Consider the following 22062-nt stretch of genomic DNA (forward strand, 5'->3'; position numbering starts at 1 on the left):
CAGCACAGCAGGCACCCTTCCGCAGCACCGCTTCCACAGCGAGCACCGCTTCCACAGTGCTCTGGCGCCGAACCGCCGCAACTGCCCCGGAGGAGAAACAACATGAGCCGCAGCGACGTCCTGGTAGACGCCGACTGGGTCGAGGCCCACATCGACGACCCCAAGGTCGCGATCGTCGAGGTCGACGAGGACACGTCCGCGTACGACAAGAACCACATCAAGAACGCGATCCGGATCGACTGGACGAAGGACCTCCAGGACCCGGTCCGCCGCGACTTCATCGACCAGGACGGCTTCGAGAAGCTCCTGTCGGCCAAGGGCATCGCGAACGACACCACCGTGGTCCTCTACGGCGGCAACAACAACTGGTTCGCGTCCTACGCCTACTGGTACTTCAAGCTCTACGGCCACGAGGGCGTCAAGCTCCTCGACGGCGGCCGCAAGAAGTGGGAGCTGGACTCCCGCGACCTGGTCGACGGCTCGCAGGTGCCCGAGCGCCCCGCCACCGAGTACAAGGCCAAGGCGCAGGACGCCTCCATCCGCGCCTTCCGCGACGACGTCGTCGCCGCGATCGGCACGCAGAACCTGGTCGACGTGCGTTCGCCCGACGAGTTCAGCGGCAAGCTCCTCGCGCCGGCGCACCTCCCGCAGGAGCAGTCGCAGCGCCCCGGCCACGTGCCGAGCGCCCGCAACATCCCGTGGTCCAAGAACGCCAACGACGACGGCACCTTCAAGTCGGACGACGAGCTGAAGGAGCTGTACGCGGCCGAGCAGGTGGACCTGGCGAAGGACACCATCGCGTACTGCCGCATCGGCGAGCGCTCCGCGCTCACGTGGTTCGTCCTGCACGAGCTGCTGGGCGTGGAGAACGTCAAGAACTACGACGGCTCCTGGACCGAGTACGGCTCCCTCGTGGGCGTGCCGATCGAGCTCGGCGCCGCGAAGTAACCCCCGACCCGGAAGCAGTAGGAGAGCTGTATGTGTGGAGCGAAGGCCGGCGGCCCCGACGCCTCGACGATCAAGCCCGGTGAGACGACCATCCAGGGGCAGGTGACCCGCGACGGCGAGCCCGTGACGGGCTACGTCCGCCTGCTGGACTCGACCGGCGAGTTCACCGCCGAGGTGCCCACCTCGGCGACGGGCCAGTTCCGCTTCTACGCGGCCGAGGGCACGTGGACCGTGCGCGCCCTGGTGCCCGGCGGCACCGCGGACCGCACCGTCGTCGCGCAGACCGGTGGTCTGTCGGAGGTCGCGATCGCGGTCTGACCGCGTTGTGGACGGTCCGCGCGCGCCCGAGCGGCGTGCGCGGACGAACGGCCGGAGGGCCGCACCCCAGGGGGTTGGACGCCACTGGACCGGGTGCGGCCCTCCGGTCGTTTCCGCCGTCCGTTCGTTTCCACCGTCCGTTCGTTTCCGCCCTCCGGTCGTTTCCGCCCTCCGGTCGTCCGCCTGTTCGTCCGTCCGTGCTTGTTCGCCCCCGACACCGGCGGATGGCCGGTGTCGGGGCGTATCGGCGCCGGCCCGATCGCCGTACGCTGGACGTATGTACGCGCGGCGGCGTCGTGCCTATTTCCTGCTCATGGGCGGGTGCATCTTCCTCTTTGTCTCCGCCTGGGCGGTCGTGCGCCTGTGGTCCGTGCCGGCCGCGATCGCGATGTGCGTCGTCGCCATGGTCATCCCGCCGATCGCCGCGATCGTGGCGAACCGACGGGGCCCGGACGACCGCTGGTGGGACGACCCCACCGGCGATCCACAGTCCGACGAGTGGTGGGACGAACTCGACGGCAAGCGCCACCACCGCTGACCCGTCGGCGGGTGTCAGTACACGAGCGCCTTGGCGCCGTCGGCCATGACCTCGCTCACGAAGACCTGCGCCCCCGCGATCCGGACGCCCGCCAACACGTCCTGCTCCGTGATGTCACGGCGCGCCGCACACTGCGTGCACAGGGTGATCTGCCCGCCGGCCTGGATCGACGCGATGAGGTCGGGCAGCGGTGCGGCGTGCGGCAACTCGAACTCGGCGGCCCTCCCCGGCAGCGCGAACCACGCGGACTCGCCGGTCAGCCACAGGGACACCTCGACGCCGCTGGCGACGGCGACCGCGGCCACCGTGAACGCCTGCGAGCAGCGTTCCGGTGCGTCGGCTCCGGCAGTTACCTTGATCACGAGCTTTTCGGCCATTCCCGAACTGTAATCCCCGTGCGCACAACCCCCGTCGTCCGGTAGAGGTCTGCTCGGAGCAGGCGTCCACGGCTGCGGCCGTGGCGAAACCGGCCGCGCGCCGCGGGCGCCCTCGCGTTCCTTTCGTATCCCGTACGCGCATCGCGTACGTACCGGTCTCATTGGGGGGACTTGGGGCATTGGAGCACCAGAACAAACCGGAAGCACCGGAAGCACCGGAAACACCGGAAACACCGGAAACACCAGAGGCGGTAGAGGAGGCCGAGGCGGCAGCGGACGGGGGGTCCGCTGAGGCGCCGGCCGTACGACGTCGGCCGCGCGGCGCCACCGCCGTCCTGCTCGCCGTCGCGTCCGTCGTCGGCCTGGTCGGCGGCACGGCCGTCGGCTACGGAGTCCAGGCCGACCGCGAGCCGAAGCCGCTGCCGCCCCTGAGCCAGCCGGGCCTGGCCTACCCGGCGAAGCCGCTCCCCGCGGACCAGCGCCCGACGGCCCTCACCGCGGCCGAGGACCACCGGGTCAAGACGGAGGGCGACCTGCGCAAGCTGCTGCTACCGAAGCCGGCGGGGGCGCGGAGCGTCGGCGCGGAGTGGCTCGACGACGGGCTGATGGACGTCAGGTCCTACGCCCGGGGGTTCACGGACGAGCAACACACGGCGAACGAACTCCTGCGGGAGGACATGCGGCGCGGTGCGGGCGCTCGCTGGACCAAGGGCGACCGCACGTGGGTGGTCCACCTCGTCCAGTTCCGCAGCTACGAGGGGGCGGAAGCGTTCGCCTCACGGGCGCACTTCTACGACTCCGAGGTCGTCGGGGACGGCACGGGGGACCAGTTGGCGGGCACGGAGTCCAGTCGGACGTACCTCTTCAAGGTCCAGCGGGAGAGCGGATCCAAGCCGCTGTACCGGGCCCGGGCGGCCCTCCAACGCGGCGACATCATGGCCGAGATCAACGTCTGGGACTCCAAGCCCATCGGCAAAAAGGAGATCCGCACCCTCGCCGAGCAGCAATTGGAGCGCCTGTGAAGTCCGCGCGGTTCCGTCGAGTGCTGCCGGTGGCGCTCGCCCTCACGCTGGCCGTCGTGGTGGTCGTCGCCGGTGCGACGTACCTCGCGGTCACGGCCGAGGGCGCGGACCGGTCCGCGCCGACGAAGGTCTGGGACCAGGCGCAGGGGAAGCTTCCCGACGACCCGGCCGGCGACCTCGACAGGGGGAGGTCCGACACCCCCCTCAGCAAGCTGCTCCTTCCGGCCCCCTACGGCTACCGACTCGGTCCGGACCGGATGACGTCCGACGGCAACGACGGCGAACTCAGCGGTCCGCAGGCCCTCGAACGGTTCAAGCGGACGGGGGGCGGGCTGACGGGCAGCGAACGCCGCGAGTTCGAGCGGAACGTGGAACGGATGGGGGTGGAAGGCGTGGCGTGGCGCACGTACGTCTACGAGCGCGAGTTCCAGGCCGTGGGCGTGGACGTGGACGTGGTGCGGATGGCGGACGGGCGGAAGTCCCGGGGCCTGTACGCGGTGCAGACCTCGCTGGTCGAGGCCCTGGAGGTGCCCAAGGGTCCCAAGGTCGACGGCCACCGGAAGAACACGGCCTGCTACGTCGTGCACGACAGCCCGCTGTTCGCCTCGGGGGGCGAGTACGAGGACTACGAACTGCGGGAGTTCGTCTGCTACGGGTACGCGGGCACGGACTACGTGTTCATGCGGACCTACGGGAACAACCATCTGACTCCGTCCGACGCCAGCGACTTCATGAAGCAGCAGATGGACCACCTCACGATCCGCAGGGAGGCGGTATGACCGAGACCGGAACCGGGGCCGAGACCGGAACCGGAAGCGGGGCCGAGACCGGGGCCGGGGCCGAGCCTCAGTCGGTGCCGGCCGCTCGGGATCGTAGGGTGCTGCGTGCCGTCGGCCGTTGGAGCACGGCCCTACTGCTCTGCCTGGGCCTCGGCGCCGGCACGGCGTACGGCATCGGCTCGATGGAACGGGAGGACGTCCCCGGCCTCGCCACCGACGACGACGGCCGCTGGACGTACCCGAAGCTGTCGCTGCCCGCGCTCCCCAAGGGCAGTCCGCGCCCCTTCAGCCAGCAGAGCGACGCCGGGATCCACCACGCGGACCTGCGCAAGCTGCTGTTGCCGGCGCCCGAGGGGGCACGGCAGGACAAGAAGCTGACCGGCGGCTGGACGACCCGCGAACAGTTCCTGTCCGAGTACACCGAGGAGGCCCGTCCGCGGATCAGGCTGGCGCTCACCGAGTACGCCGTACGCCACGTGGCGGCCCGCGGCTGGACCATGCCGGACGGCACGGCCTCCCGCATCTACCTGCTCAGGTTCAACCACGCGGACACGGCGCTCCGGTTCGCCTACGAAGGGCCGGGCAGCTACGACAACTCGGACGCCGGCCAGCCGCTGAAGGGAACCCTCCCCATGAAAGAGGACGTCACCTGGGACACCCTGGGCGGCACGCCGGGGATCTCCGCGTACCCCTTCCTCGAACCCGGGGACGGCGGTGCCACGCACACCCGGCAGGCGTACGTCCACGCGGGCGACACGCTCGCGCTGGTCGTGCAGGAGAAGAAGGGCGGGGCCGCGGTCGTCCCGTTCCACCAGACGCTCGTGCTCCAGAGCCAGCTCCTGAGCTGACGCGCGTACGCCCCGCGCACTCCTTGCGCACCCGCTGACGCGCCCCCGCAGGGGCGACCGGGCCCCAACCCATTAGGCTGGGGCCCGGTCCGCATTCCGTCCGGACGTTGTCCCGTCCGAACCCGTACGAGGAGCACTCCGTGCTTATTGCCTTCTTCGAGGCCCTGCTGGTGCTGGTCTGCATCGGTGTCGCCGCGTTCTCCGTGCTGGCCGTGAAGAAGCTGTACCAGGGTCAGCGCTGACCCTGCCGGACCGCACCCGCAAGCCCGTCCGTCGTGTCGGCACCACCACCGGCACCCACTGACAGAAGTCGCTCATGATCGAGATCCCGTCCGACCTGAACCCGGACCTCGTCCCCCTCGCCTTCCTCCTCGGCACTTGGGAGGGCGCCGGCGTCTCCGACTTCCCGGGCGCCGAGAAGTGCAACTTCGGTCAGTCGGTCACCTTCAGCCACGACGGCCGGGACTTCATCGAGTACTCCTCGCACTCCTGGGTCCTGGACTCCGAGGGCAAGCAGGTCCGCCCGCTGGAGAGCGAGCACGGCTACTGGCGCATCGACAAGGACCGCAAGGTCGAGGTCGTGATGGTGCGTGACGACGGCGTCGTCGAGGTCTGGTATGGCGAGCTGGCGAACCAGAAGCCGCAGATCGACCTGGTGACGGACGCCGTCGCGCGCACCGCCGCGTCCGGGCCGTACAGCGGTGGCAAGCGGCTGTACGGATACGTGAAGGGCGACCTGATGTGGGTGGGCGAGAAGTCCACCCCCGAGGTGCCGCTGCGGCCGTACATGTCGGCGCACCTGAAGAAGACCGTCACGCCCGAGCAGGTCGCGGAGTGGGCGAAGGACCTCGGCGACCTCCCGGACGACGGCATCGCCTTCTTCAAGTAGGACCCCGCCCGCGCGGCCCTTCGCTCCCCGTAGCCGTAGCCGTAGCCGTAGCCTCAGTCGCAGCCGTCCCCGTCCGCTTCCCGCGGGCGGTGCGCCGCGCCTCCCTACACTGGGAGGTGTGGTGACCACCGACTGGCAGAGCGACCTGCGCAAGCGCGGCTACCGACTGACTCCACAGCGTCAGCTGGTGCTGGAAGCCGTCGACGCCCTGGAGCACGCGACGCCCGACGACATCCTCTGCGAGGTCCGCAAGACGGCGTCGGGCGTGAACATCTCCACGGTGTACCGGACCCTGGAGCTGCTGGAGGAGCTGGGGCTCGTCTCGCACGCCCACCTCGGGCACGGCGCGCCCACCTACCACCTTGCCGACCGGCACCACCACATCCACCTGGTGTGCCGGGACTGCACCGCCGTCATCGAGGCGGACGTGGAGGTCGCGGCGCCCTTCACCGAGACCCTGAAGCAGAGCTTCGGCTTCGACACCGACATGAAGCACTTCGCCATCTTCGGCCGCTGCGAGCAGTGCTCGGCGGCGGCGCCGCCGGCGGACGGGGCCACGGCCGACGAGTCCCCGTCGAGCGGGTCGTAGGCTTTCCCCATGGCCACTGTGAAGAGCCCGAAGCGTCCGCTGAGCCCGCTGCTGTCCCGTCCCGGTGCCGTTCCGGCCGAAGGCGTCGACGAAGGCGTGGCCGCGCACTACGGCGACATCTTCCGGGAACAGAGCGCCCTGGCCGACGGCTCCGGGCTGGTCGACCTCTCGCACCGCGGCGTCGTCACCGTCACCGGCTCGGACCGGCTGAGCTGGCTGCACCTGCTGGTCACCCAGCACGTCAGCGACCTGCCCGCCGGGCAGGCGACCGAGGCGCTGATCCTCACCGCGAACGGGCACATCGAGCACGCGCTCTCCCTCGTCGACGACGGCGAGACCCTCTGGGCGCACGTCGAGCCCGGCACCCAGGACGAACTCGTCGCCTACCTGGAGTCGATGAAGTTCTTCTACCGGGTGGAGGTGGCGGACCGCACGGACGACTTCGCGGTGGTGCACCTGCCGGCCGGGTCGATCGCGCCCGTGCCCGAGGGCGCGACGGTGCGCGAGGTGCCGTACGGCCGGGACGTCTTCCTGCCGCGCGCCGAGCTGGAGCCGTACGCGGAGCAGCACGGGCCGCTCGCCGGGATGCTGGCGTACGAGGCGCTGCGGGTCGAGGCGCACCGCCCGCGCCTCGGCTTCGAGACCGACCACCGGACCATCCCGCACGAGCTGGGTCTCATCGGCACCGCGGTCCACCTCCAGAAGGGCTGCTACCGGGGGCAGGAGACGGTGGCCCGGGTGCAGAACCTGGGCAAGCCGCCGCGTCGGCTGGTCTTCCTGCACCTCGACGGCAGCGAGGTGCACCTGCCGGGGCCGGGCACCCCGATCCGGCTCGCGGCGGACGGCGCTGAGGGGCGCCAGCTCGGCTTCGTCACGACGTCGGCGCGCCACTACGAGCTGGGGCCGATCGCGCTGGCGCTGGTGAAGCGGAACGTTCCGCTGGACGCGGAGCTGCTGGCGGGCACGACCGCGGCGGCGCAGGAACCGGTGGTCGAGCCGTAACCCCGCGGGCGCCCGCGCCCACGCGCCCCTTGACGTACCCGCCGTTTCCCAGCGGCAGCGCTGGTCCCTGGGGCCGGTGGGGGCCGTTCGCACAGTTCCGCCCCCTACGCCCTGGAGGCGTGGGGGACCCCCAGCGCCCCTGAAACCCCTGCCTCGGCCCGCAGGCAAGGTGCCGGGGGCGGGGGGAGCGGAACAGGGGCGCGGAACTGCGCGACAAGCCCACCACCGGGGCGCGGAGACCAGCGCTCCCGCAGGGCAACGGCGGGTCGTCAGGCCAGGCGGGAGATTCCGCGGGGCTCACACCTCCAGCAGCACCGTGAAGGGGCCCTGGTTCGTCAGGGAGACCCGCATCGCCGCTCCGAAGCGGCCCGTTTCCACCCGCGCGCCCAGCGCGCGCAGGTGGGTGACGACCGCGTCGACCAGGGGCTCCGCCACCGCCCCCGGCGCCGCCGCGTTCCACGTCGGACGCCGGCCCTTCCGGGCGTCTCCGTACAGGGTGAACTGCGAGATCACCAGCAGCGGCGCGTTCACGTCCGAGCAGGACTTCTCGCCCTCCAGGATCCGCAGCGACCACAGCTTGCGGGCGAGCCGTTCCGCCTGCTCCGCACCGTCCTCGTGGGTGACCCCGACGAGGACGCACAGCCCCTCGCCGACGATCTCCCCGACCGTCCGCGTCCCGGACTCGTCCGTCACGGTGACGCTCGCACCGTCCACCCTCTGCACCACCGCACGCATACCGCCCAACCTATCGGGGCTGAACGGGTGCAGAGCGCCTGCGTCGAATGGTTCCGGAATGGCACCATTCACCAAGGCGGTGCGGTCCCCCGGCCCAGCCCCCCGGTCTGCGGGGGGCCCGGGGAATCCCCCGCGCCGGTCGAGGGGACGGACAAACGGACATGAGCACTTCGGGCACCAGGCGGACGACGGTCAACCCCGCCCGTCCGCCGCACCAGCGCACGGGGCAGGCGCCGTCCCGGGCCGTCGACCACCTCGCCGAGCACTTCGCCGACCTCCCGCAGTACGAGCTGCCCGCCCTGCGCCTGCCCGAGCTGCGCGCGTTGCGCCGCCAGTCGCAGCAGGACGAGGCCGACCTCAGCTACGTACGCCGGCTGCTCCAGGGCCGCATCGACATCCTCCGGGCCGAGCTGGTCCGGCGCGCGCACCCGGAACCCGAACCGGACCCGGACCCGGCGCCGGACCGGTCCGCGGCCGGAGAGGGGTCCGCGGCCCGGGCGACGGCCGCCGACGGGCCGGTGGACGCGACCGGCGGCACCGGAGAGCAGGAGGCGGCGGCCTTCGTCGAACGGCTGTCGGGGATCCTCGCCGACGCGCCCTCCAGCCACCGTTCGTCCGCCCGGCACGTGACGGTGTCCACCCCGCACAGCGAGGAGTACCGGCTGCTGGCGGCGAAGATGCTCGCCGACGTGGAGCTGTCGGACCCGGCCGCCCGGACGGACGACGAGCTGCACGCCGCGATGGGCCGGCTGGTCCGCTACGAGCAGCAGGTCTCGCGCCGTCGGCACGTGTTGCAGCGCACGGCCGACGATTGCAGTGCGGAGATCGCCCGCAGGTACCGTGAAGGAGAAGCACAAGTAGACGACCTGCTGACCTGAAGCGATCCTTCCGGAGGCGGGTTCCCGCGCTGGAAGGCCGCCCCCACATGACCGTCGCCGAGTCGAGCAGCAGCAACCCCGCGATATCCCCGGGTCTGAACCCCGAAGCCGGGACCGGGGCCGTCTCCCCGGTCCTCGCCGAGGTCGTGCGGTCCGGTTTCGTCGAGGGCCGGCACCGCGGTTCCCTGGTCGTGCTGGCCCCCGACGGCGGGGTGGAGCTGGCCGTCGGCGACGTCGCCGCCCCCGTCTTCCCGCGCTCCGCCAACAAGCCGATGCAGGCCGTTGCGGTGCTGCGGGCCGGGCTCGACCTCGCGGGCGAGCGGCTGGCGCTCGCCGCCGCGAGCCACTCCGGCGAGGGCTTCCACCTGGACCTGGTGCGCACCATGCTCGCCGAGTACGGGATCCGGCCCGAGGAGCTCCAGACCCCGCCCGACCTGCCGCTGGACCCGACGGAGGCGGAGGCGTACCTGGCGGCCGGCCGCACCCGCGACCCGATCACCATGAACTGCTCCGGCAAGCACACGGCGATGCTCGCGGCCTGTGCGCTCAACGGCTGGGACCGTACGTCCTACCTCGCCCCGGACCACCCGCTCCAGCAGCTCGTCCACGAGGCCGTCGAGGAGGCGGCGGGCGAGCGGGTCGCGGCCGTCGGCACGGACGGCTGCGGCGCCCCGCTGATGGCGATCAGCCTCACCGGGCTGGCGCGCGCCTTCCGCTCCCTGGTGCTCGCCGACCCCGGCACCGCCGGACGGCGGGTCGCGGACGCGATGCGCGCCCACCCCGACTACGTGGCGGGCACCCGTCGCCCCGACACCTGGCTGATGCGCGAGGTCCCCGGGACGCTCTCCAAGATGGGCGCCGAAGCCGTCCAGGCCGTGGCGCTGCCCGACGGCCGCGCCCTCGCCTTCAAGATCGACGACGGTGCGGGCCGGGCGCTCGGGCCGGTGCTCGGGCGGGCGCTGGAGCTGATGGGCGTGACCGGTCCGGTGGTGGACCGCATCCGACGTGCGCCGCTGCTGGGCGGCGGCGTCGAGGTCGGCGAAATCGGCGCGACTTTCTGAGCGGTCTCTGCCTAGCGTGGCGGGATGACCTCCTCCACCTCCTCCTCCCGCCCCACTGACCTCGACGTCCGCGCCATCGACCCCTCCTCCGAGTACCCCGACTGGCTGCGGGCCGTCGGCGTCGGCTTCCAGCACTCCCCTTCGCTGGAGGAGGGCGAGGTGGAGGCGCGCAGCGAGGGGGCGGACCTGACGCGGGCGGTGGGCGCCTTCGACCGCGGGCGGATCGTCGCCACGTACCGCACCTTCGAACAGGAGTTGACGGTCGTCGGCGGCGCCGCGGTCCGGTCCAACGCGGTCACCAACGTCACCGTCACCGCCACCCACCGCCGCCGCGGCGTCCTCAGCCGGATCATGGGCGCCGACCTCGCGGCGGCGAAGGAGCGCGGGGAGGTGCTGTCGACGCTGATCTCCGCCGAGTACCCGATCTACGGCCGGTTCGGCTACGGGCCCGCCACCTGGGTCACCGAGTGGGCGGTGAACGTGGCCCGAGCCGGCGTCGACCGCCGTTGGTCGGGCCCGGCCGACGGCGGCCGGATCGACCTGGTCCAGGTGGCCGAGTTCCGCAAGATCGGCCCCGAGCTGCACGCCCGGTTCGCCGCCGGCCAGCCCGGCGCCGTCTCCCGCAACGAGCGCTGGTGGCGGGTGAACACCGGTGAGATCCGGATCCCGAGCCAGCCGTGGACCGAGCCCTTCTACGCGGTGTACCGGTCGGCTGCCGGCGAGGTCGAGGGCCTCGTGGCGTACGCCAACGACCGCAAGTGGGACGACGGCAAGCAGCCCGACAACACCGTGTCGGTGCAGGAGTTCCTCGCGGTGACCCCGGCGGCCGAGCGCGCCCTGTGGCGCTACCTGTGCTCGTTGGACTGGGTCACCACCCTGCGCACCGGCCGGCGCGCCCCCGACGACCTGCTGCCCCTCCTGCTGCCGGACCCGCGCGCGGCCCGCCCGGTCGCGCAGGCGGACTTCCTGTGGGTGCGGCTGCTGGACGTGGCGCGGGCGCTGGAGGCCCGGACGTACGACGTCTCCGCGTCCCTGGTCCTGGACGTGCAGGACCCCGCGGGCCTGGCGAACGGCCGCTTCCGGCTGGCGGTCGCGCCGGACGGGTCGAGCTGCGTTCCGACCGCCGATGCGCCCGACGTGACCTTGGACGTAAGGGAGTTGGGTGCGCTGTACCTCGGCGACGCGTCCGCGGTGCGACTGGCCGCGCTCGGCGCGGTGCAGGAGGAGCGCGCCGGGGCGGCGGCCGTGGCGGACCGGGTCTTCCGCACGGCGCGCCGGCCGTGGTGCCCGGACGTGTTCTGAGCCGGGTCCCGGCTCCGGGCGGCGCGTCCTACTTCGTACGGGCCCGGAAGAGCGCGCCGGACGCGGCCACGGACACGGCCAGGATGCCCGCGGACCACGCGAGCGCGGTCCAGGGCGCGCTGCCGGCGGCCTCGGACAGGAGCAGTGCCCGCAGGGACTCGATGAGCGGTGTGATCGGCTGGTGGTCGGCGAAGCCGTGCAGCCAGTCGGGCATCGAGTCGATCGGGACGAAGGCGCTGCTCGGGTAGGGCAGGAAGGTCATGAAGAAGGTGAAGCCGCCGGCCGCCTCCGGGGTGCGGGCGAGCAGGCCGATCGCGGCGGAGAACCACGAGATCGCGACCAGGAAGGTCACCAGCAGGCCGAGGGCGGCGAGCCAGCCGGCGGCGGTCGCGTCCGGGCGGAAGCCGATGAGCAGGGCGACGCCGAGGACGACGGCGGTGGCGGCCAGGTTGCGCAGCACGCTGGCGGCGACGTGGCCGGCGAGCACCGCGCCGCCGCCGACGTCGAGCGAGCGGAAGCGGTCCATGATGCCGCCCTGCATGTCGTCGGAGACGGCGACGGCGGTGTTGGCGGCGCCGAAGCAGGCGCAGACGACGAGGACGCCGGGGACGACGTAGGTGACGTACTCCGGGGCGTCGGTCTGGATCGCGCCGCCGAAGAGGTAGACGAAGACGATCATCAGCATCACCGGCAGGACCATGGCGGTGATGACGGCGTCGACGTTGCGCCGGCTGATGCGGATGGCGCGGCCGGCCATGGTCGTGGCGCGGACGAGGGCGTCAGGCATGGGAGGGCTCCTTGCCCGGGGCGCTGTGGGTGCGGTCCGCGGCGCCCGGTCCGTCGGTGCCGCTGTTGCCGGTGAGGGCGAAGAAGACGTCGTCGAGGGTGGCCTCGTGCAGGGCGAAGCGGACGACGTCGGTGCGGTCCGGGTCCGCGAGGTCGAGCAGGGCGCGGACGGAGTCCGCGGTGCCGTCGGTGGGCAGGGACATGGTGAGGTCCTGCGGTGACTGGTGGGCCGGTGCGCCGCCGTGGGCCGGCAGCCTGTGCGCGGTGCGGACGAAGGCGGCGGCGTCGGCGAGGACCAGCTCCAGGCGGTGGCCGCCGACCCGGGCCTTGAGCTGCTGCGCGGTGCCGTCGGCCACGATCCGGCCGCCGTCGACCAGGGCGATGCGGTGCGCGAGCCGGTCGGCCTCCTCCAGGTACTGGGTGGTGAGGAAGACCGTCGTGCCGGCCGCCGACAACTCCCGCACCACCGTCCACAGCTCCGCGCGGCTGCGCGGGTCGAGGCCGGTCGTCGGCTCGTCGAGGAAGACCACCTCGGGGTCGCCGACGAGGGAGGCGGCGAGGTCGAGCCGGCGGCGCATCCCTCCGGAGTAGGTGTCGGCGAGCCGGCCGGCCGCGCGGGTGAGGTCGAAGCGTTCGAGGAGCGCGGTCGTGCTGCGGGCGGCCGCGGGGCGCGACAGACCGCGCAACCGGGCCATCATCCGCAGGTTCTCCGCGCCGGTCTGCTTCTGGTCGACCGCGGCGAACTGGCCGGTGAGGCTGATGGCGCGGCGGACCTTCGAGCGCTCGGTGGCCACGTCGTGGCCGGCGACGAGGGCCGTGCCGGTGTCCGCTGCGGTGAGCGTGGTGAGGATGCGCACGGTCGTCGTCTTGCCGGCGCCGTTGGGGCCGAGCAGGGCGAAGACCGTGCCCCGGGCCACTTCCAGGTCCACTCCGTCGAGGACGGTGAGGTCCCCGTACCTCTTGGCCAGGCCGGTGGCCGTGATGGCCGGTGTCTCCATGACGTGGGACTCCCTTCTGCGTATGACATACGCGCTACTGCGTAAGGGTTACGCATTACTAGGATGGGCGTCAAGCGGGACCGGGCGGCGCAGTGCCGACGGGACGACCGGGTGGCAGGCGCGAAAGGGCGGACGGTGAGGGCGAGTGACGAACGACGGTGAGGGTGCGGGGGGCGCCGGCCGCGGCGGCGGGGGTCGGAGCGGCGACGGAGGCCGGGGCGTCGGGAGCGGCGGTGACGGCACTGCGCTGCCCGCCAGCGTCGAGGCCGCGTGGGGGCTGCGCGAGCGCCCGTCCAAGGGGCCCAAGCCCGGCATCGGCGTGGACCGGATCGTCGCCGCGGCCGTCGACCTCGCGGCGGCGGAAGGGCTCGGCGCGGTCTCCATGGGGCGGGTGGCCAAGGAGTTGGGCGTCTCGACGATGTCGCTCTACCGGTACGTGGCCGCCAAGAGCGATCTGTACCTGCTGATGCAGGAGGTCGCGGTGGGGCCGCCGCCCCCGCCGCCCCCGCCCGGCGACGACTGGCGCGGGGCGATCACCGCCTGGGCCGTGGCGCAGCGCGAACGCTTCCGGAGCAACCCGTGGGTCCTCCAGATCCCGATCTCGGGGCCGCCGGCCACGCCCCACTCGGTTGCCTGGTGGGAGCGCGGGCTCGTGGCGTTGGAGCCGACCGGACTCGACGACGGCGACCGGCTCTCGGTGGTCATGCTGATCAACGGCTTCGTCCGGCACGAGTCGATGGTCGCGGTCGACCTCGGGGTGGCGGTCGCGAACGGCGGCGGGGACCCCGATGCGTTCATGCGCCGGTACCTCGGCACGCTGGAGCGGCTGGCCGACCCCGAGCGGCACCCGTCGGTGACGCGGCTGCTCAGGTCCGGGATGTTCCTCGAAGGCGACGACCCGGACTACGACTTCATGTTCGGGCTGGCCCGGATCCTGGACGGGGTCGCGGAGTTGATGCGCCAGCGCGGCGTGGCGGAGGACGGGGTGGCGGAAGGTGAGCGGACGAAGGAGGGACGGGAGTGAACGCGGACGCGGAACGCGAGCGGGCACCTTCGCATGCGGACGGGCCTTCCGGTGCGGGCGGGTCTTCGGGCGGGGGCGGGTCTTCGGGCGGGGGCGGTTCCGCCGCCGCCGCGCGTGGCGGCGGGCTGCGCGAGCGCAAGAAGGAGCGCACCCGCCGCGCCCTCTCCGACGCCGCCATCGCGCTCTTCGTCACGAAGGGCTTCGACGCCGTGTCCGTCGCCGAGGTCGCCGCCGCGGCCGACGTGTCGAAGCCGACCCTCTTCCGGTACTTCCCGACGAAGGAGGACCTGGCGCTGGACCGGTTCGCCGACCACGAGGACGAGGCGGCGCGCGTGGTGCGCGGCCGCCCGCCGGGCGTCGCGCCGCTGGACGCACTGCGCCGGCACGTCCTCGACGGCCTGGAGCGCCAGGACCCGGTCACCGGCGTCAGTGACGCGCCGCAGGTGCTGGCGTATCTGCGGCTGCTGTACGGGACGCCCAGCCTGGTCGCCCGCATGCACGCCTACCAGTGCCGTTCGGAGGAGGCGTTGGCCGGTGCGCTGGGCGGCGGGACGGCGGGGCGGTTGGCGGCGGGTCAGATCGTGGCCGTGCTGCGGATCCTCGCCGAGGAGAACTGGCGGCGGATCGAGGCCGGGGAGGGCGCGGCCGAGGTGCGCTCGGGCGCCCGGGACGCCGTTGACCTGGCCTTCGACCAGCTCGCCGTCGGGCTGGGCGCGCTCATGGGTGGCGAAGAGGTTTCGTAAACGTATCTCGTTACCGAGTCAAAAAAGATATCTGGTTGCATTTATGCTGGATGGCATGAAGCAACTCGACGACGCACTCAGCCGTGCCCTGGCGGACGAACGCGCCCATCACGACGCCTGCCGCGCCGCCCTGCGCGGCATGGTCGACGACGCGGCGCAGCAAGTCGTCATCGGGGAGCACGCCTTCGCCTCCGGCGCCGACGCGGAGGTGCTCGGCCGGCAGTTGCGCAGCCGCGCCAAGGAGATGCGGGAGGAGGCGGCGGGCCCGCTCTTCTTCGGCCGGCTCGACTTCGCCGCCGACGCCAGCGCGGGGGAGCACCGGTCGCAGCGCTATCACGTCGGCCGCCGACGCATCACCGAGCGGGCCGGACCGGGCGCGCCGTCCGACCCGGGCGCGCTCCCGCCACCCCTGGTCATCGACTGGCGGGCGCCCGTCTCCCGCGCCTTCTACCAGGCGACGGCCGGGGATCCCCAGGGCGTCGCGGTGCGCCGCCGCTTCGGCTGGGCGCCCTTCAGCGAAGGCGAGTCCAGCGATCTGACCGGCTTCGAGGACGAGCACCTGCGCGGTGCGCCGGCTCCGTCGCCGCCGTCACCGGAGCCGCCGGATCCGCTGTGGTCACCGAACTCACTGCCGTCGCCAGATCCACTGTCATCACCGAACCCACTGTCGACGCGAGATCCACTGTCGTCACCGGAGTCGCCGTCGTGGTCTACGTCGCCGCGCTCTGAGCCGATGCGTACGGCGAGCGCGATCGTGGCGGACGAGATCGAGCGGCCCCGGGTCGGCCCCATGCGCGACATCGCCGCCACCATCCAGCCCGACCAGGACGACCTGGTCCGCGCCCCGCTCGCGGACTCGCTGTGCGTCCAGGGCGCGCCCGGCACCGGCAAGACCGCGGTCGGCCTGCACCGCGCCGCGTACCTCCTCTACACCCACCCGCAGCGCGTCAGCCGCGCCGGACTGCTGGTCCTCGGCCCCAACCGCGCCTTCCTCGCCTACATCTCGCAGGTGCTGCCCGCGTTGGGCGAGAGCGGGGTGCGCCAGTCCACCGTGGACGACGAGGTCGCCCGCCACGAAGTCCGGGCCGAGGACGCCCCGGCCGCGGCGGCCGTGAAGCACGACGCGCGCATGGCGGGCGTGCTGCGCCGCGCGCTGTACGCCCGGGTCGCCGTCCCCGCTGACACCGGGGCGGTGTTCGACGCCCCGCTCACGGTGCCCGAAGGCTCGTACCGCTGGCGGGTGCCGGCCGACGACCTGGCGCGGATCGTGGCCGAGGTGCACGCCGAAGCCCCGCCGTACGCGATCGGGCGCGAGCGGGTCCGCGCCCGCGTCGTGCGGCACCTCCAGCTCCAGGCGGAGCGCCGCGCCGATCCCAAGAGCGCCGCGTGGACGCAGCGGATCGGGCGGTCCCGCCCGGTGGCCGCCTTCCTGGACGCGGTCTGGCCGAAGGTCGCGCCGGAGGAGGTGTTGGCCGCGTTCCTCGCCGCCCCGGTCGACCCCGAGCTCACCGCCGCCGAGCAGGACGCCGTGCGCTGGCGCACCCCGCCGCGCTCGTACCGCTCCGCCCGCTGGAGCCGGGCCGACCTCGTCCTCCTCGATGAGATCGCCGGCCTGGTCGAACGCCCCGCGGGGTACGGCCACATCGTCGTCGACGAAGCCCAGGACCTCTCGCCGATGCAGTGCCGCGCCATCGCCCGCCGCGCGGACTTCGGCTCGCTGACCGTCCTCGGCGACCTCGCCCAGGGCACCACCCCCTGGGCCGCCCGCACCTGGCCCGAGCAGCTCGCCCACCTCGGCAAGGCGGACGCCCCCGTCACCCCGCTGACCACGGGGTTCCGGGTGCCGGCGGCCGTGGTCGAGCTGGCGAACGGACTGCTGGGCTGGCTCGACGTGGACGTGCCCGCGGGCCGTTCGCTGCGCGCCGACGGCGAGCTGACGGTCCGACGGGTCGACGACCTCGCGAAGGCGACCGTCGACGCGGTGCGCACGGCGCTCGGCCACGAGGGCTCGATCGGCGTCATCGCGGACGCGTCCCTGACCGCGCCGCTGCGCACCGCGCTCGGGGACGCGGGCATCGAGACCGCCGACCTCGCCGAAGGTGCCGGTGCCCCTGGTGCTGCCGGGGCGGCGTCGCTCACCGCCCGGGTGACCGTCCTGCCCGCTGCCCTGGCCAAGGGCCTGGAGTACGACCACGTCGTCGTCGCCGAGCCCGCGGCCATCGTGGCGGCGGAGGAGCGCGGACTGCACCGGCTGTACGTGGCGCTGACCCGAGCCGTCGCCCGGCTGGACGTGCTGCACGTCCGCCCGCTGCCGCCCGCCCTGACCGCCGGGAACCAACGGCCCGGCTCGAACGTGGGATCTGGTAGGGGGTTTTCGGAGTGACGGCGAGTCGGGGCGGGCTGATGACGGAGGACCGGGACGGACGCACGGCAGCAGTGACGGGCGGCCGCGCGGGCACGGCGCTCCTGGAGCGCATCGCGGACCAGCGCGCCGGCGTCGGTGACCCCCACGCCCTCATCGGAGAGCTGAGGCGCTCCCTCGTTCTCGTACCGCTCGACGGCGGCGGTCTGTGGACCGCACGGTTCGGCGGGGTGCGCTGGATCTGCGGCTTCACGGACGAGGAAGCGCTCGCCCGGTTCGCCGCTGCCCGCGAGGAGGGCGAAGGCGCCGACGGTGCCGGTCGGGCCGGTCAAGCCGGTCGATCGTGGGAGTTCGCCGAGCTGCGCGGGGCCCGGCTGCTGGACGAGATCATCCCGACGCTGGACGAGCCCGCAGGCGTCGCGTTGAACATCGCCGACCCCGACGGCTCGATGATGTTCCCGCCGGTCGCCGGCATCGTGCCCGAAGCCGTCGCCGTCCCGTCCGCGGGGCACGTCGCAAGCACCGACAGCGCCGGCACCACTGACACCACCGACAACGCCGGCTCCACCGACAACGCCGGCTCCACCGACAACGGCACGGGGAGGGAGCTTCGATGAGCGGCGGCGAGGACCTGAAGCTCGACGAGGAGAGCCGGCAGCGGATCACCAAGGGCCTGCGCGCTGCCGTCTCCGAGCTGCGCGACGCGGGCTCCAGCACCGGCGCCGCCCTCGGCAAGGGCTTCTCCGGCCTCTCGCTCACCGGCATGGAGATGGGCCACCACGGCTTGTCGACGGACTTCGAGGACTACTGCGAGCGCTGGGAGTGGGGCGTGCGCGCCCTCGTCCAGGACGCCAACGCGCTCGCCGCGAAGCTCGGGCTGGCGGCCGGCATCATCTGGGAGTCCGACCAGTACGTCCAGGGCATGATGAAGGTCGGCGTGAACTCGGTGATCGGCAATCCGCACGCCTCCGAGGACGAGGTCATCAAGCAGGACTGGGGCGACGTCCTCAGACCGGACGCCCTCGACCCCGACTACAGCGGTGCCTCCTTCGACCGTGCCCGTGAGGAGGCCGCCCAGACCTGGAAGGACACCGGCCGCACCGTCCTCACGGAGGGCAGCGTCGGCCAGCGCGTCGACCTCGTCAACGACGCGATAGGCGTCGACGACGCGGAGTTCGAGCGACAGCTCGACGACACCTTCGGCCCGTCCCCGGAGGAACGGGCCGAAGGCCAGTAACTGCGCCGCCGACCGAGCAGCCGCGCGTCCGGCGCGTCCCCGAGTCCGCTGAGGGCCCCGCCCGTCGACCCCCGCACGTCGGGCGGGTCCCCCTGAGATGCCCCTGTGCACCTGAAGGCACTGTCCACAAGGTCCCGCGTGGCCACCGCGGCTCCCCGTCAAGTAGGGGGCAGCAGGGAGCGCGGAACCTACGGCCGCGGCTGTGTGAACCGCAGCAGGTTGCCCGCCGGGTCGCGGAAGGCGCAGTCCCGTACGCCGTACGGCTGGTCGATGGGCTCCTGGACCACCTCGCCACCCGCCGCGCGGATCTGCTCGAACGTCGCGTCGCAGTCGGGCGTCCGGAAGATCACCCCGCGCAGCAGGCCCTTCGCCATCAACTCGGCCACGGCCTGCCGGTCGGCGGGGGAGGCGTTCGGGTCCGCCAGCGGCGGTTCCAGCACGATCTCCACGTCCGGCTGGGCGGGCGAGCCGAGGGTCACCCAACGCATCCCCTCGAACCCCACGTCGTTGCGGACTTCCAGTCCGAGCGCGTCCCGGTAGAAGCCGAGGGCCTTGTCGTGGTCGTCGACGGCGATGAAGCACTGTCCAATCGTGATGTCCATGTCCGTCACGCTACGGACCGGTCGGACGTTTCGCTTCTCCGTTCCTGACCGGTCGGGTGTAGATCTTGGCGAGGCACGCGGGGATGTCCGCGCCGTCGCCGTGGTCCCGGGCCCGGTAGGCGCTCGGGCTCTCCCCGACCAACTCGGTGAAGCGGGAGCTGAACGACCCCAGCGACGTACACCCCACCTCCATGCAGACCTCGGTCACCGACAGGTCCCCGCGCCGCAGCAGCGCCTTCGCCCGCTCGATGCGACGCGTCATGAGGTAGTTGTACGGGGTGTCGCCGAAGGCGGCGCGGAAGCTGCGCGAGAAGTGCCCGGGCGACATCAGCGCACCGCGCGCCAGCGCGGGGACGTCCAACGGTTTCGCGTAGTCGCGGTCCATCCGGTCGCGGGCCTTGCGCAGTCGGACGAGGTCGGGGATCGGCACTCGGGACACACCAGGCACGGTACCCACCGCTCGTAAAGTCGGACAAACCCTGCTGCCCGTTCTCGGGCCCGTTGACCTCAAGCCGGGTCGAGGTTCTAGCGTGCCGTGTACGTGATCTTGCGATGAGTCGGATGGCAGGGGGGAACGACCGTGATCCTTGTGGCGGGTGCGACCGGGAACGTCGGCAGCGCTCTGGTGCGGCAGCTCATCGGGCCGCCGCAGCGGACCGGGACCGGTGCGGCCGTACGGGTACGGGCCCTGACCCGTGACCCGGCGCGGGCGTCGTTCCCCGCGGGAGTCGAGGTCGTCACCGGCGACCTCACGCACCCCGAGTCGCTGCGGCCCGCGCTGGAGGGAGTGCGCGCGCTGTTCCTCCCGTCGGGCACGGGTGAGGAGGAGGCCGTCTTCGCGGCGGCCCGGCGCGCGGGCGCGGCACACGTGGTGCTGGTCTCCTCGATCACGGTCCTGACCCACCCGCACCTGCCGGCCGCGCGCGAGAACCTCGCCGTCGAGCGGCAGCTCCAGGACAGCGGCCTCGCCTGGACGGTCTTGCGCCCGACGCAGTTCGCCTCGAACGCCCTCTGGTGGGCGGAGGCGATCCGCGGGCGCGAGCCGGTGCGCGCTCCGTACGCGGACGTCGGCCTCCCCGCCGTCCACCCCGCGGACGTCGCCGCGGTGGCCCGCACGGCGCTGACCGAGCCCGGCCACCGCGGCCGTGCGTACGCCCTGACCGGCCCGGCCCGCGTGACGGCCCGCCGCCAGGTCGCGGCCATCGCGGCGGCCATCGGCCGCGACGTGCCCTTCGTCGAGATCAGCCGTGCGGAGGCCCGTGCGCGGCTCGCCCCCTTCCTGGGCGCGGAGACCGCGGACGCGGTGCTCGACCTGACGGGCGGCGACGTGAACGACGCGCTGCTCCGGGTGCGCGACACGGTGCAGCGGATCACCGGAGCCCCGGCCCGGTCGTTCGAGCAGTGGGCGACGGAGAACGCCGCGGCCTTCCGCTGACCCGTCGCGCCCCGAGCCGGCAAGCTCCCGCGCATGAGACTGAGCGCGATTACACTCGACTGCCCCGACCCGCTGGCTCTCGCTGACTTCTACCGACGGGCCACGGGCCTCGAAACCCATCCGAAGTCGGACGCCGACTTCGCCGGCCTCAACGGCCCGCACGGTCTGCACATCGGGTTCCAGCGGGTCGCCGACTACCGGGCTCCGAGCTGGCCCGACCAGGCCGTTCCCCAGCAGCTCCACCTCTGCTTCACGGTGGACGAGGAACTGACCGATGCGGAGGCCCGGCTGCTGGCACTGGGCGCCGGCAAACCGGACCACCAGCCGCACGAGGGCAGGTGGCGGGTCCTCACCGATCCGGCCGGGCATCCGTTCTGCATCGTCAGCAAGTGACCTGACGGCCCGGTGCGACCGGGGAGTTCGACGCTCCTTCAGCCGGCGTGCAGCACCCGGAAGCGGTCCGGTGCCGTCGGGTCGCGGTCGACGACCTGGACCGGGGGCCAGGCCCACTGCCACACGTCGCTGCCCGGCGGGCGGGAGAACGCGATCCGGCCGCGGGTGCCCTCGACGGCGACGCGCGACCAGGGCGCCCCGGTGCGCAGTGCTCCGGCGAGCACGGCGATCGTGTCGTACCCCTCGAAGGCGACGAACGAGGGCGCCCCGGACAGTCGCTCGCGCAGGGCCGCGTCGACGCGCGCGCCGAGCGGGCCGAGGCGTTCGGGCAGGTAGCGCAGGAACGGGACCCCGGCGCCGTCGGGGCCCAGCAGCGCCGCCCACTCGCCGAACTCCGGCTGCCCGGCCGGCGCGCCGATCAGGACGTCGGCCAGGCGCCCGTCGCGGCGGACGGACCGGACGATCGGCACCGCCGGCTCCGGGTGGCCGACCAGGAGCAGCAGGGCCGTCGCGCGGTGCTCGACGATCGCGTCGCACACCGCCGCGGGGGAGAGCGCGCCCGCGTCCAGTTCGACGACGCTGCCGCCGCGCGGCGCGAGGCGCTCCCGCAGGATGCGGGTCCCGGCGGCCCAATAGACGCTCGGCTGGGTCACCACCGCGACGCGACGGTGGCCCGCGCCGATGAGGAAGTCCGCGTACGTCCGCCAGCCGTGCGACTGCGCCGGGGCGAGGCGCGCGACCCGATCCGTCGGCCCCTCGGTGAGCGCGTCGAGCACCGCCGACGAGCAGAGGTACGGCACCCCGAGGGCGTCGGCCCGCGCGGCGACGGCCCGCGCGACGACGCTGTGGTACTCACCCGCCACCGCGGCAACGCCCAGCCGTACCAGCTCGTCCACCGCCGCCGTGGCGCGCTGCGGGTCCGCGGCGGTGTCGCGCACGACCAGTTCGAGCGGCCGTCCACCGCCCCCGCCGACTTCACCACCCCCGCCTGCCCTGCCTGCCCCGCCGATCCCGCCGGCGTCGTTGACGTCCCGTACGCCCAGTTCGAGCCCGGCGAGCAGATGCCGTCCCGCCTCGACCCAGCCGGGCCGGGACAGCGGCACGAGGGCCCCGATCCGTACGGACGCGTCCAACTCGTCCCGCCGCGGCGGGTGTACCTGGGTGACCATGCCGGTCATTGCATCCACGGCTCCCAC

Annotated in this window: 25 protein-coding genes and 1 pseudogene; 19 read left to right on the forward strand and 7 right to left on the reverse strand. The window is 73.1% G+C overall.

All coding sequences use genetic code 11. The annotated features are described in order from the left end of the window. Positions 1 to 102: 102 nt before the first annotated feature. The 3 genes from ACH4E8_RS06105 (at position 103) to ACH4E8_RS06115 (ending at position 1804) form a co-directional block, all read left to right on the forward strand. The gene (locus ACH4E8_RS06105; RefSeq protein ID WP_398444862.1) at positions 103 to 948 is read left to right on the forward strand and encodes a sulfurtransferase; all 846 of its coding nucleotides are present in this window, start codon (positions 103 to 105) and stop codon (positions 946 to 948) included. 30 nt (positions 949 to 978) lie between these two features. Then, the gene (locus ACH4E8_RS06110; RefSeq protein WP_003953525.1) at positions 979 to 1266 is read left to right on the forward strand and encodes a DUF1416 domain-containing protein; all 288 of its coding nucleotides are present in this window, start codon (positions 979 to 981) and stop codon (positions 1264 to 1266) included. A 277-nt stretch (positions 1267 to 1543) separates the two neighbouring features. After that, positions 1544 to 1804, forward strand: coding sequence for a DUF3099 domain-containing protein (locus ACH4E8_RS06115; protein WP_398444864.1), 261 nt, complete (start codon positions 1544 to 1546; stop codon positions 1802 to 1804). A 14-nt stretch (positions 1805 to 1818) separates the two neighbouring features. Here the strand turns inward: ACH4E8_RS06115 and ACH4E8_RS06120 are convergent, their stop codons facing one another. Continuing rightward, positions 1819 to 2181, reverse strand: coding sequence for a DsrE family protein (locus ACH4E8_RS06120; protein ID WP_398444867.1), 363 nt, complete (start codon positions 2179 to 2181; stop codon positions 1819 to 1821). Positions 2182 to 2360: 179 nt separating this feature from the next. Between ACH4E8_RS06120 and ACH4E8_RS06125 the strand changes: the two genes are divergently transcribed. From ACH4E8_RS06125 to ACH4E8_RS06150, 6 genes are all read left to right on the forward strand, one after another. Next, a complete protein-coding gene (locus ACH4E8_RS06125; RefSeq protein ID WP_398444868.1) occupies positions 2361 to 3203 on the forward strand; it encodes a hypothetical protein in 843 nt (280 codons plus the stop codon). Then, complete coding sequence (locus ACH4E8_RS06130; RefSeq protein ID WP_398444870.1) at positions 3200 to 3982, forward strand: hypothetical protein; 783 nt, start codon at positions 3200 to 3202, stop codon at positions 3980 to 3982. The genes ACH4E8_RS06125 and ACH4E8_RS06130 overlap by 4 nt, the downstream gene beginning before the upstream one ends. Next, a complete protein-coding gene (locus ACH4E8_RS06135; RefSeq protein WP_398444872.1) occupies positions 3979 to 4830 on the forward strand; it encodes a hypothetical protein in 852 nt (283 codons plus the stop codon). Before ACH4E8_RS06130 ends, ACH4E8_RS06135 begins: the two co-directional genes overlap by 4 nt. A gap of 316 nt (positions 4831 to 5146) precedes the next feature. Beyond that, entirely contained in the window at positions 5147 to 5719 is a 573-nt protein-coding gene (locus tag ACH4E8_RS06140) for an FABP family protein (protein WP_398444873.1), read from the forward strand. A 118-nt stretch (positions 5720 to 5837) separates the two neighbouring features. Beyond that, the gene (locus tag ACH4E8_RS06145; RefSeq protein ID WP_398444875.1) at positions 5838 to 6308 is read left to right on the forward strand and encodes a Fur family transcriptional regulator; all 471 of its coding nucleotides are present in this window, start codon (positions 5838 to 5840) and stop codon (positions 6306 to 6308) included. Positions 6309 to 6317: 9 nt separating this feature from the next. After that, positions 6318 to 7310 (forward strand): YgfZ/GcvT domain-containing protein, encoded by a 993-nt coding sequence (locus ACH4E8_RS06150; protein ID WP_398444877.1) that lies wholly within the window; start codon positions 6318 to 6320, stop codon positions 7308 to 7310. 297 nt (positions 7311 to 7607) lie between these two features. Here ACH4E8_RS06150 and dtd read toward each other — a convergent pair whose 3' ends face one another. After that, on the reverse strand, positions 7608 to 8045 hold the full coding sequence (gene dtd, locus ACH4E8_RS06155) for a D-aminoacyl-tRNA deacylase (RefSeq protein WP_398444879.1): 438 nt from the start codon (positions 8043 to 8045) through the stop codon (positions 7608 to 7610). 161 nt (positions 8046 to 8206) lie between these two features. Between dtd and ACH4E8_RS06160 the strand changes: the two genes are divergently transcribed. From ACH4E8_RS06160 to ACH4E8_RS06170, 3 genes are read left to right on the forward strand one after another with little or no spacing between them, the layout of a single operon-like run. Next, complete coding sequence (locus tag ACH4E8_RS06160; protein ID WP_398444881.1) at positions 8207 to 8923, forward strand: hypothetical protein; 717 nt, start codon at positions 8207 to 8209, stop codon at positions 8921 to 8923. Between the two features lie 47 nt (positions 8924 to 8970). Then, positions 8971 to 9984, forward strand: coding sequence for an asparaginase (locus ACH4E8_RS06165; protein ID WP_398444883.1), 1014 nt, complete (start codon positions 8971 to 8973; stop codon positions 9982 to 9984). Positions 9985 to 10008: 24 nt separating this feature from the next. Further along, positions 10009 to 11286 carry a GNAT family N-acetyltransferase gene (locus tag ACH4E8_RS06170; RefSeq protein ID WP_398444885.1) on the forward strand — a complete coding sequence of 426 codons (1278 nt, stop codon included), beginning with the start codon at positions 10009 to 10011 and terminating at the stop codon, positions 11284 to 11286. Positions 11287 to 11314: 28 nt separating this feature from the next. Here ACH4E8_RS06170 and ACH4E8_RS06175 read toward each other — a convergent pair whose 3' ends face one another. Next, positions 11315 to 12073 (reverse strand): ABC transporter permease, encoded by a 759-nt coding sequence (locus tag ACH4E8_RS06175; RefSeq protein ID WP_398444886.1) that lies wholly within the window; start codon positions 12071 to 12073, stop codon positions 11315 to 11317. Next, complete coding sequence (locus ACH4E8_RS06180; protein WP_398444888.1) at positions 12066 to 13070, reverse strand: ATP-binding cassette domain-containing protein; 1005 nt, start codon at positions 13068 to 13070, stop codon at positions 12066 to 12068. Before ACH4E8_RS06180 ends, ACH4E8_RS06175 begins: the two co-directional genes overlap by 8 nt. Before the next feature lie 247 nt (positions 13071 to 13317). Between ACH4E8_RS06180 and ACH4E8_RS06185 the strand changes: the two genes are divergently transcribed. From ACH4E8_RS06185 to ACH4E8_RS06205, 5 genes and pseudogenes are all read left to right on the forward strand, one after another. Then, positions 13318 to 14094, forward strand: coding sequence for a TetR/AcrR family transcriptional regulator (locus ACH4E8_RS06185; protein WP_398446039.1), 777 nt, complete (start codon positions 13318 to 13320; stop codon positions 14092 to 14094). Positions 14095 to 14219: 125 nt separating this feature from the next. After that, positions 14220 to 14837 (forward strand): TetR family transcriptional regulator, encoded by a 618-nt coding sequence (locus ACH4E8_RS06190; RefSeq protein ID WP_398446041.1) that lies wholly within the window; start codon positions 14220 to 14222, stop codon positions 14835 to 14837. Between the two features lie 55 nt (positions 14838 to 14892). Continuing rightward, positions 14893 to 17220: a HelD family protein gene (locus tag ACH4E8_RS06195; protein ID WP_398444890.1), complete on the forward strand. Its 2328-nt coding sequence runs from the start codon at positions 14893 to 14895 to the stop codon at positions 17218 to 17220. A gap of 20 nt (positions 17221 to 17240) precedes the next feature. Then, a pseudogene (locus ACH4E8_RS06200) lies at positions 17241 to 17720 on the forward strand (hypothetical protein); the annotation flags it as partial. A gap of 92 nt (positions 17721 to 17812) precedes the next feature. Then, on the forward strand, positions 17813 to 18436 hold the full coding sequence (locus ACH4E8_RS06205) for a hypothetical protein (protein WP_398444892.1): 624 nt from the start codon (positions 17813 to 17815) through the stop codon (positions 18434 to 18436). Between the two features lie 188 nt (positions 18437 to 18624). Here ACH4E8_RS06205 and ACH4E8_RS06210 read toward each other — a convergent pair whose 3' ends face one another. Then, a complete protein-coding gene (locus ACH4E8_RS06210) occupies positions 18625 to 19038 on the reverse strand; it encodes a VOC family protein (protein ID WP_398444894.1) in 414 nt (137 codons plus the stop codon). Between the two features lie 10 nt (positions 19039 to 19048). Then, a complete protein-coding gene (locus ACH4E8_RS06215) occupies positions 19049 to 19468 on the reverse strand; it encodes a helix-turn-helix transcriptional regulator (protein ID WP_398446043.1) in 420 nt (139 codons plus the stop codon). 150 nt (positions 19469 to 19618) lie between these two features. Here ACH4E8_RS06215 and ACH4E8_RS06220 point away from each other — a divergent pair, with 150 nt between their 5' ends. Further along, entirely contained in the window at positions 19619 to 20473 is an 855-nt protein-coding gene (locus ACH4E8_RS06220) for an NAD(P)H-binding protein (protein WP_398444895.1), read from the forward strand. A 33-nt stretch (positions 20474 to 20506) separates the two neighbouring features. Continuing rightward, a complete protein-coding gene (locus tag ACH4E8_RS06225; RefSeq protein ID WP_398444897.1) occupies positions 20507 to 20866 on the forward strand; it encodes a VOC family protein in 360 nt (119 codons plus the stop codon). Positions 20867 to 20904: 38 nt separating this feature from the next. On the opposite strand, the gene ACH4E8_RS06230 is transcribed toward ACH4E8_RS06225, so the two are convergent. Next, a complete protein-coding gene (locus ACH4E8_RS06230) occupies positions 20905 to 22044 on the reverse strand; it encodes an ABC transporter substrate-binding protein (protein ID WP_398446045.1) in 1140 nt (379 codons plus the stop codon). Positions 22045 to 22062: the final 18 nt, after the last annotated feature.

The sequence above is a fragment of the Streptomyces sp. NPDC017979 genome, assembly GCF_044328175.1.
In the GTDB taxonomy this organism is placed as follows: domain Bacteria; phylum Actinomycetota; class Actinomycetes; order Streptomycetales; family Streptomycetaceae; genus Streptomyces.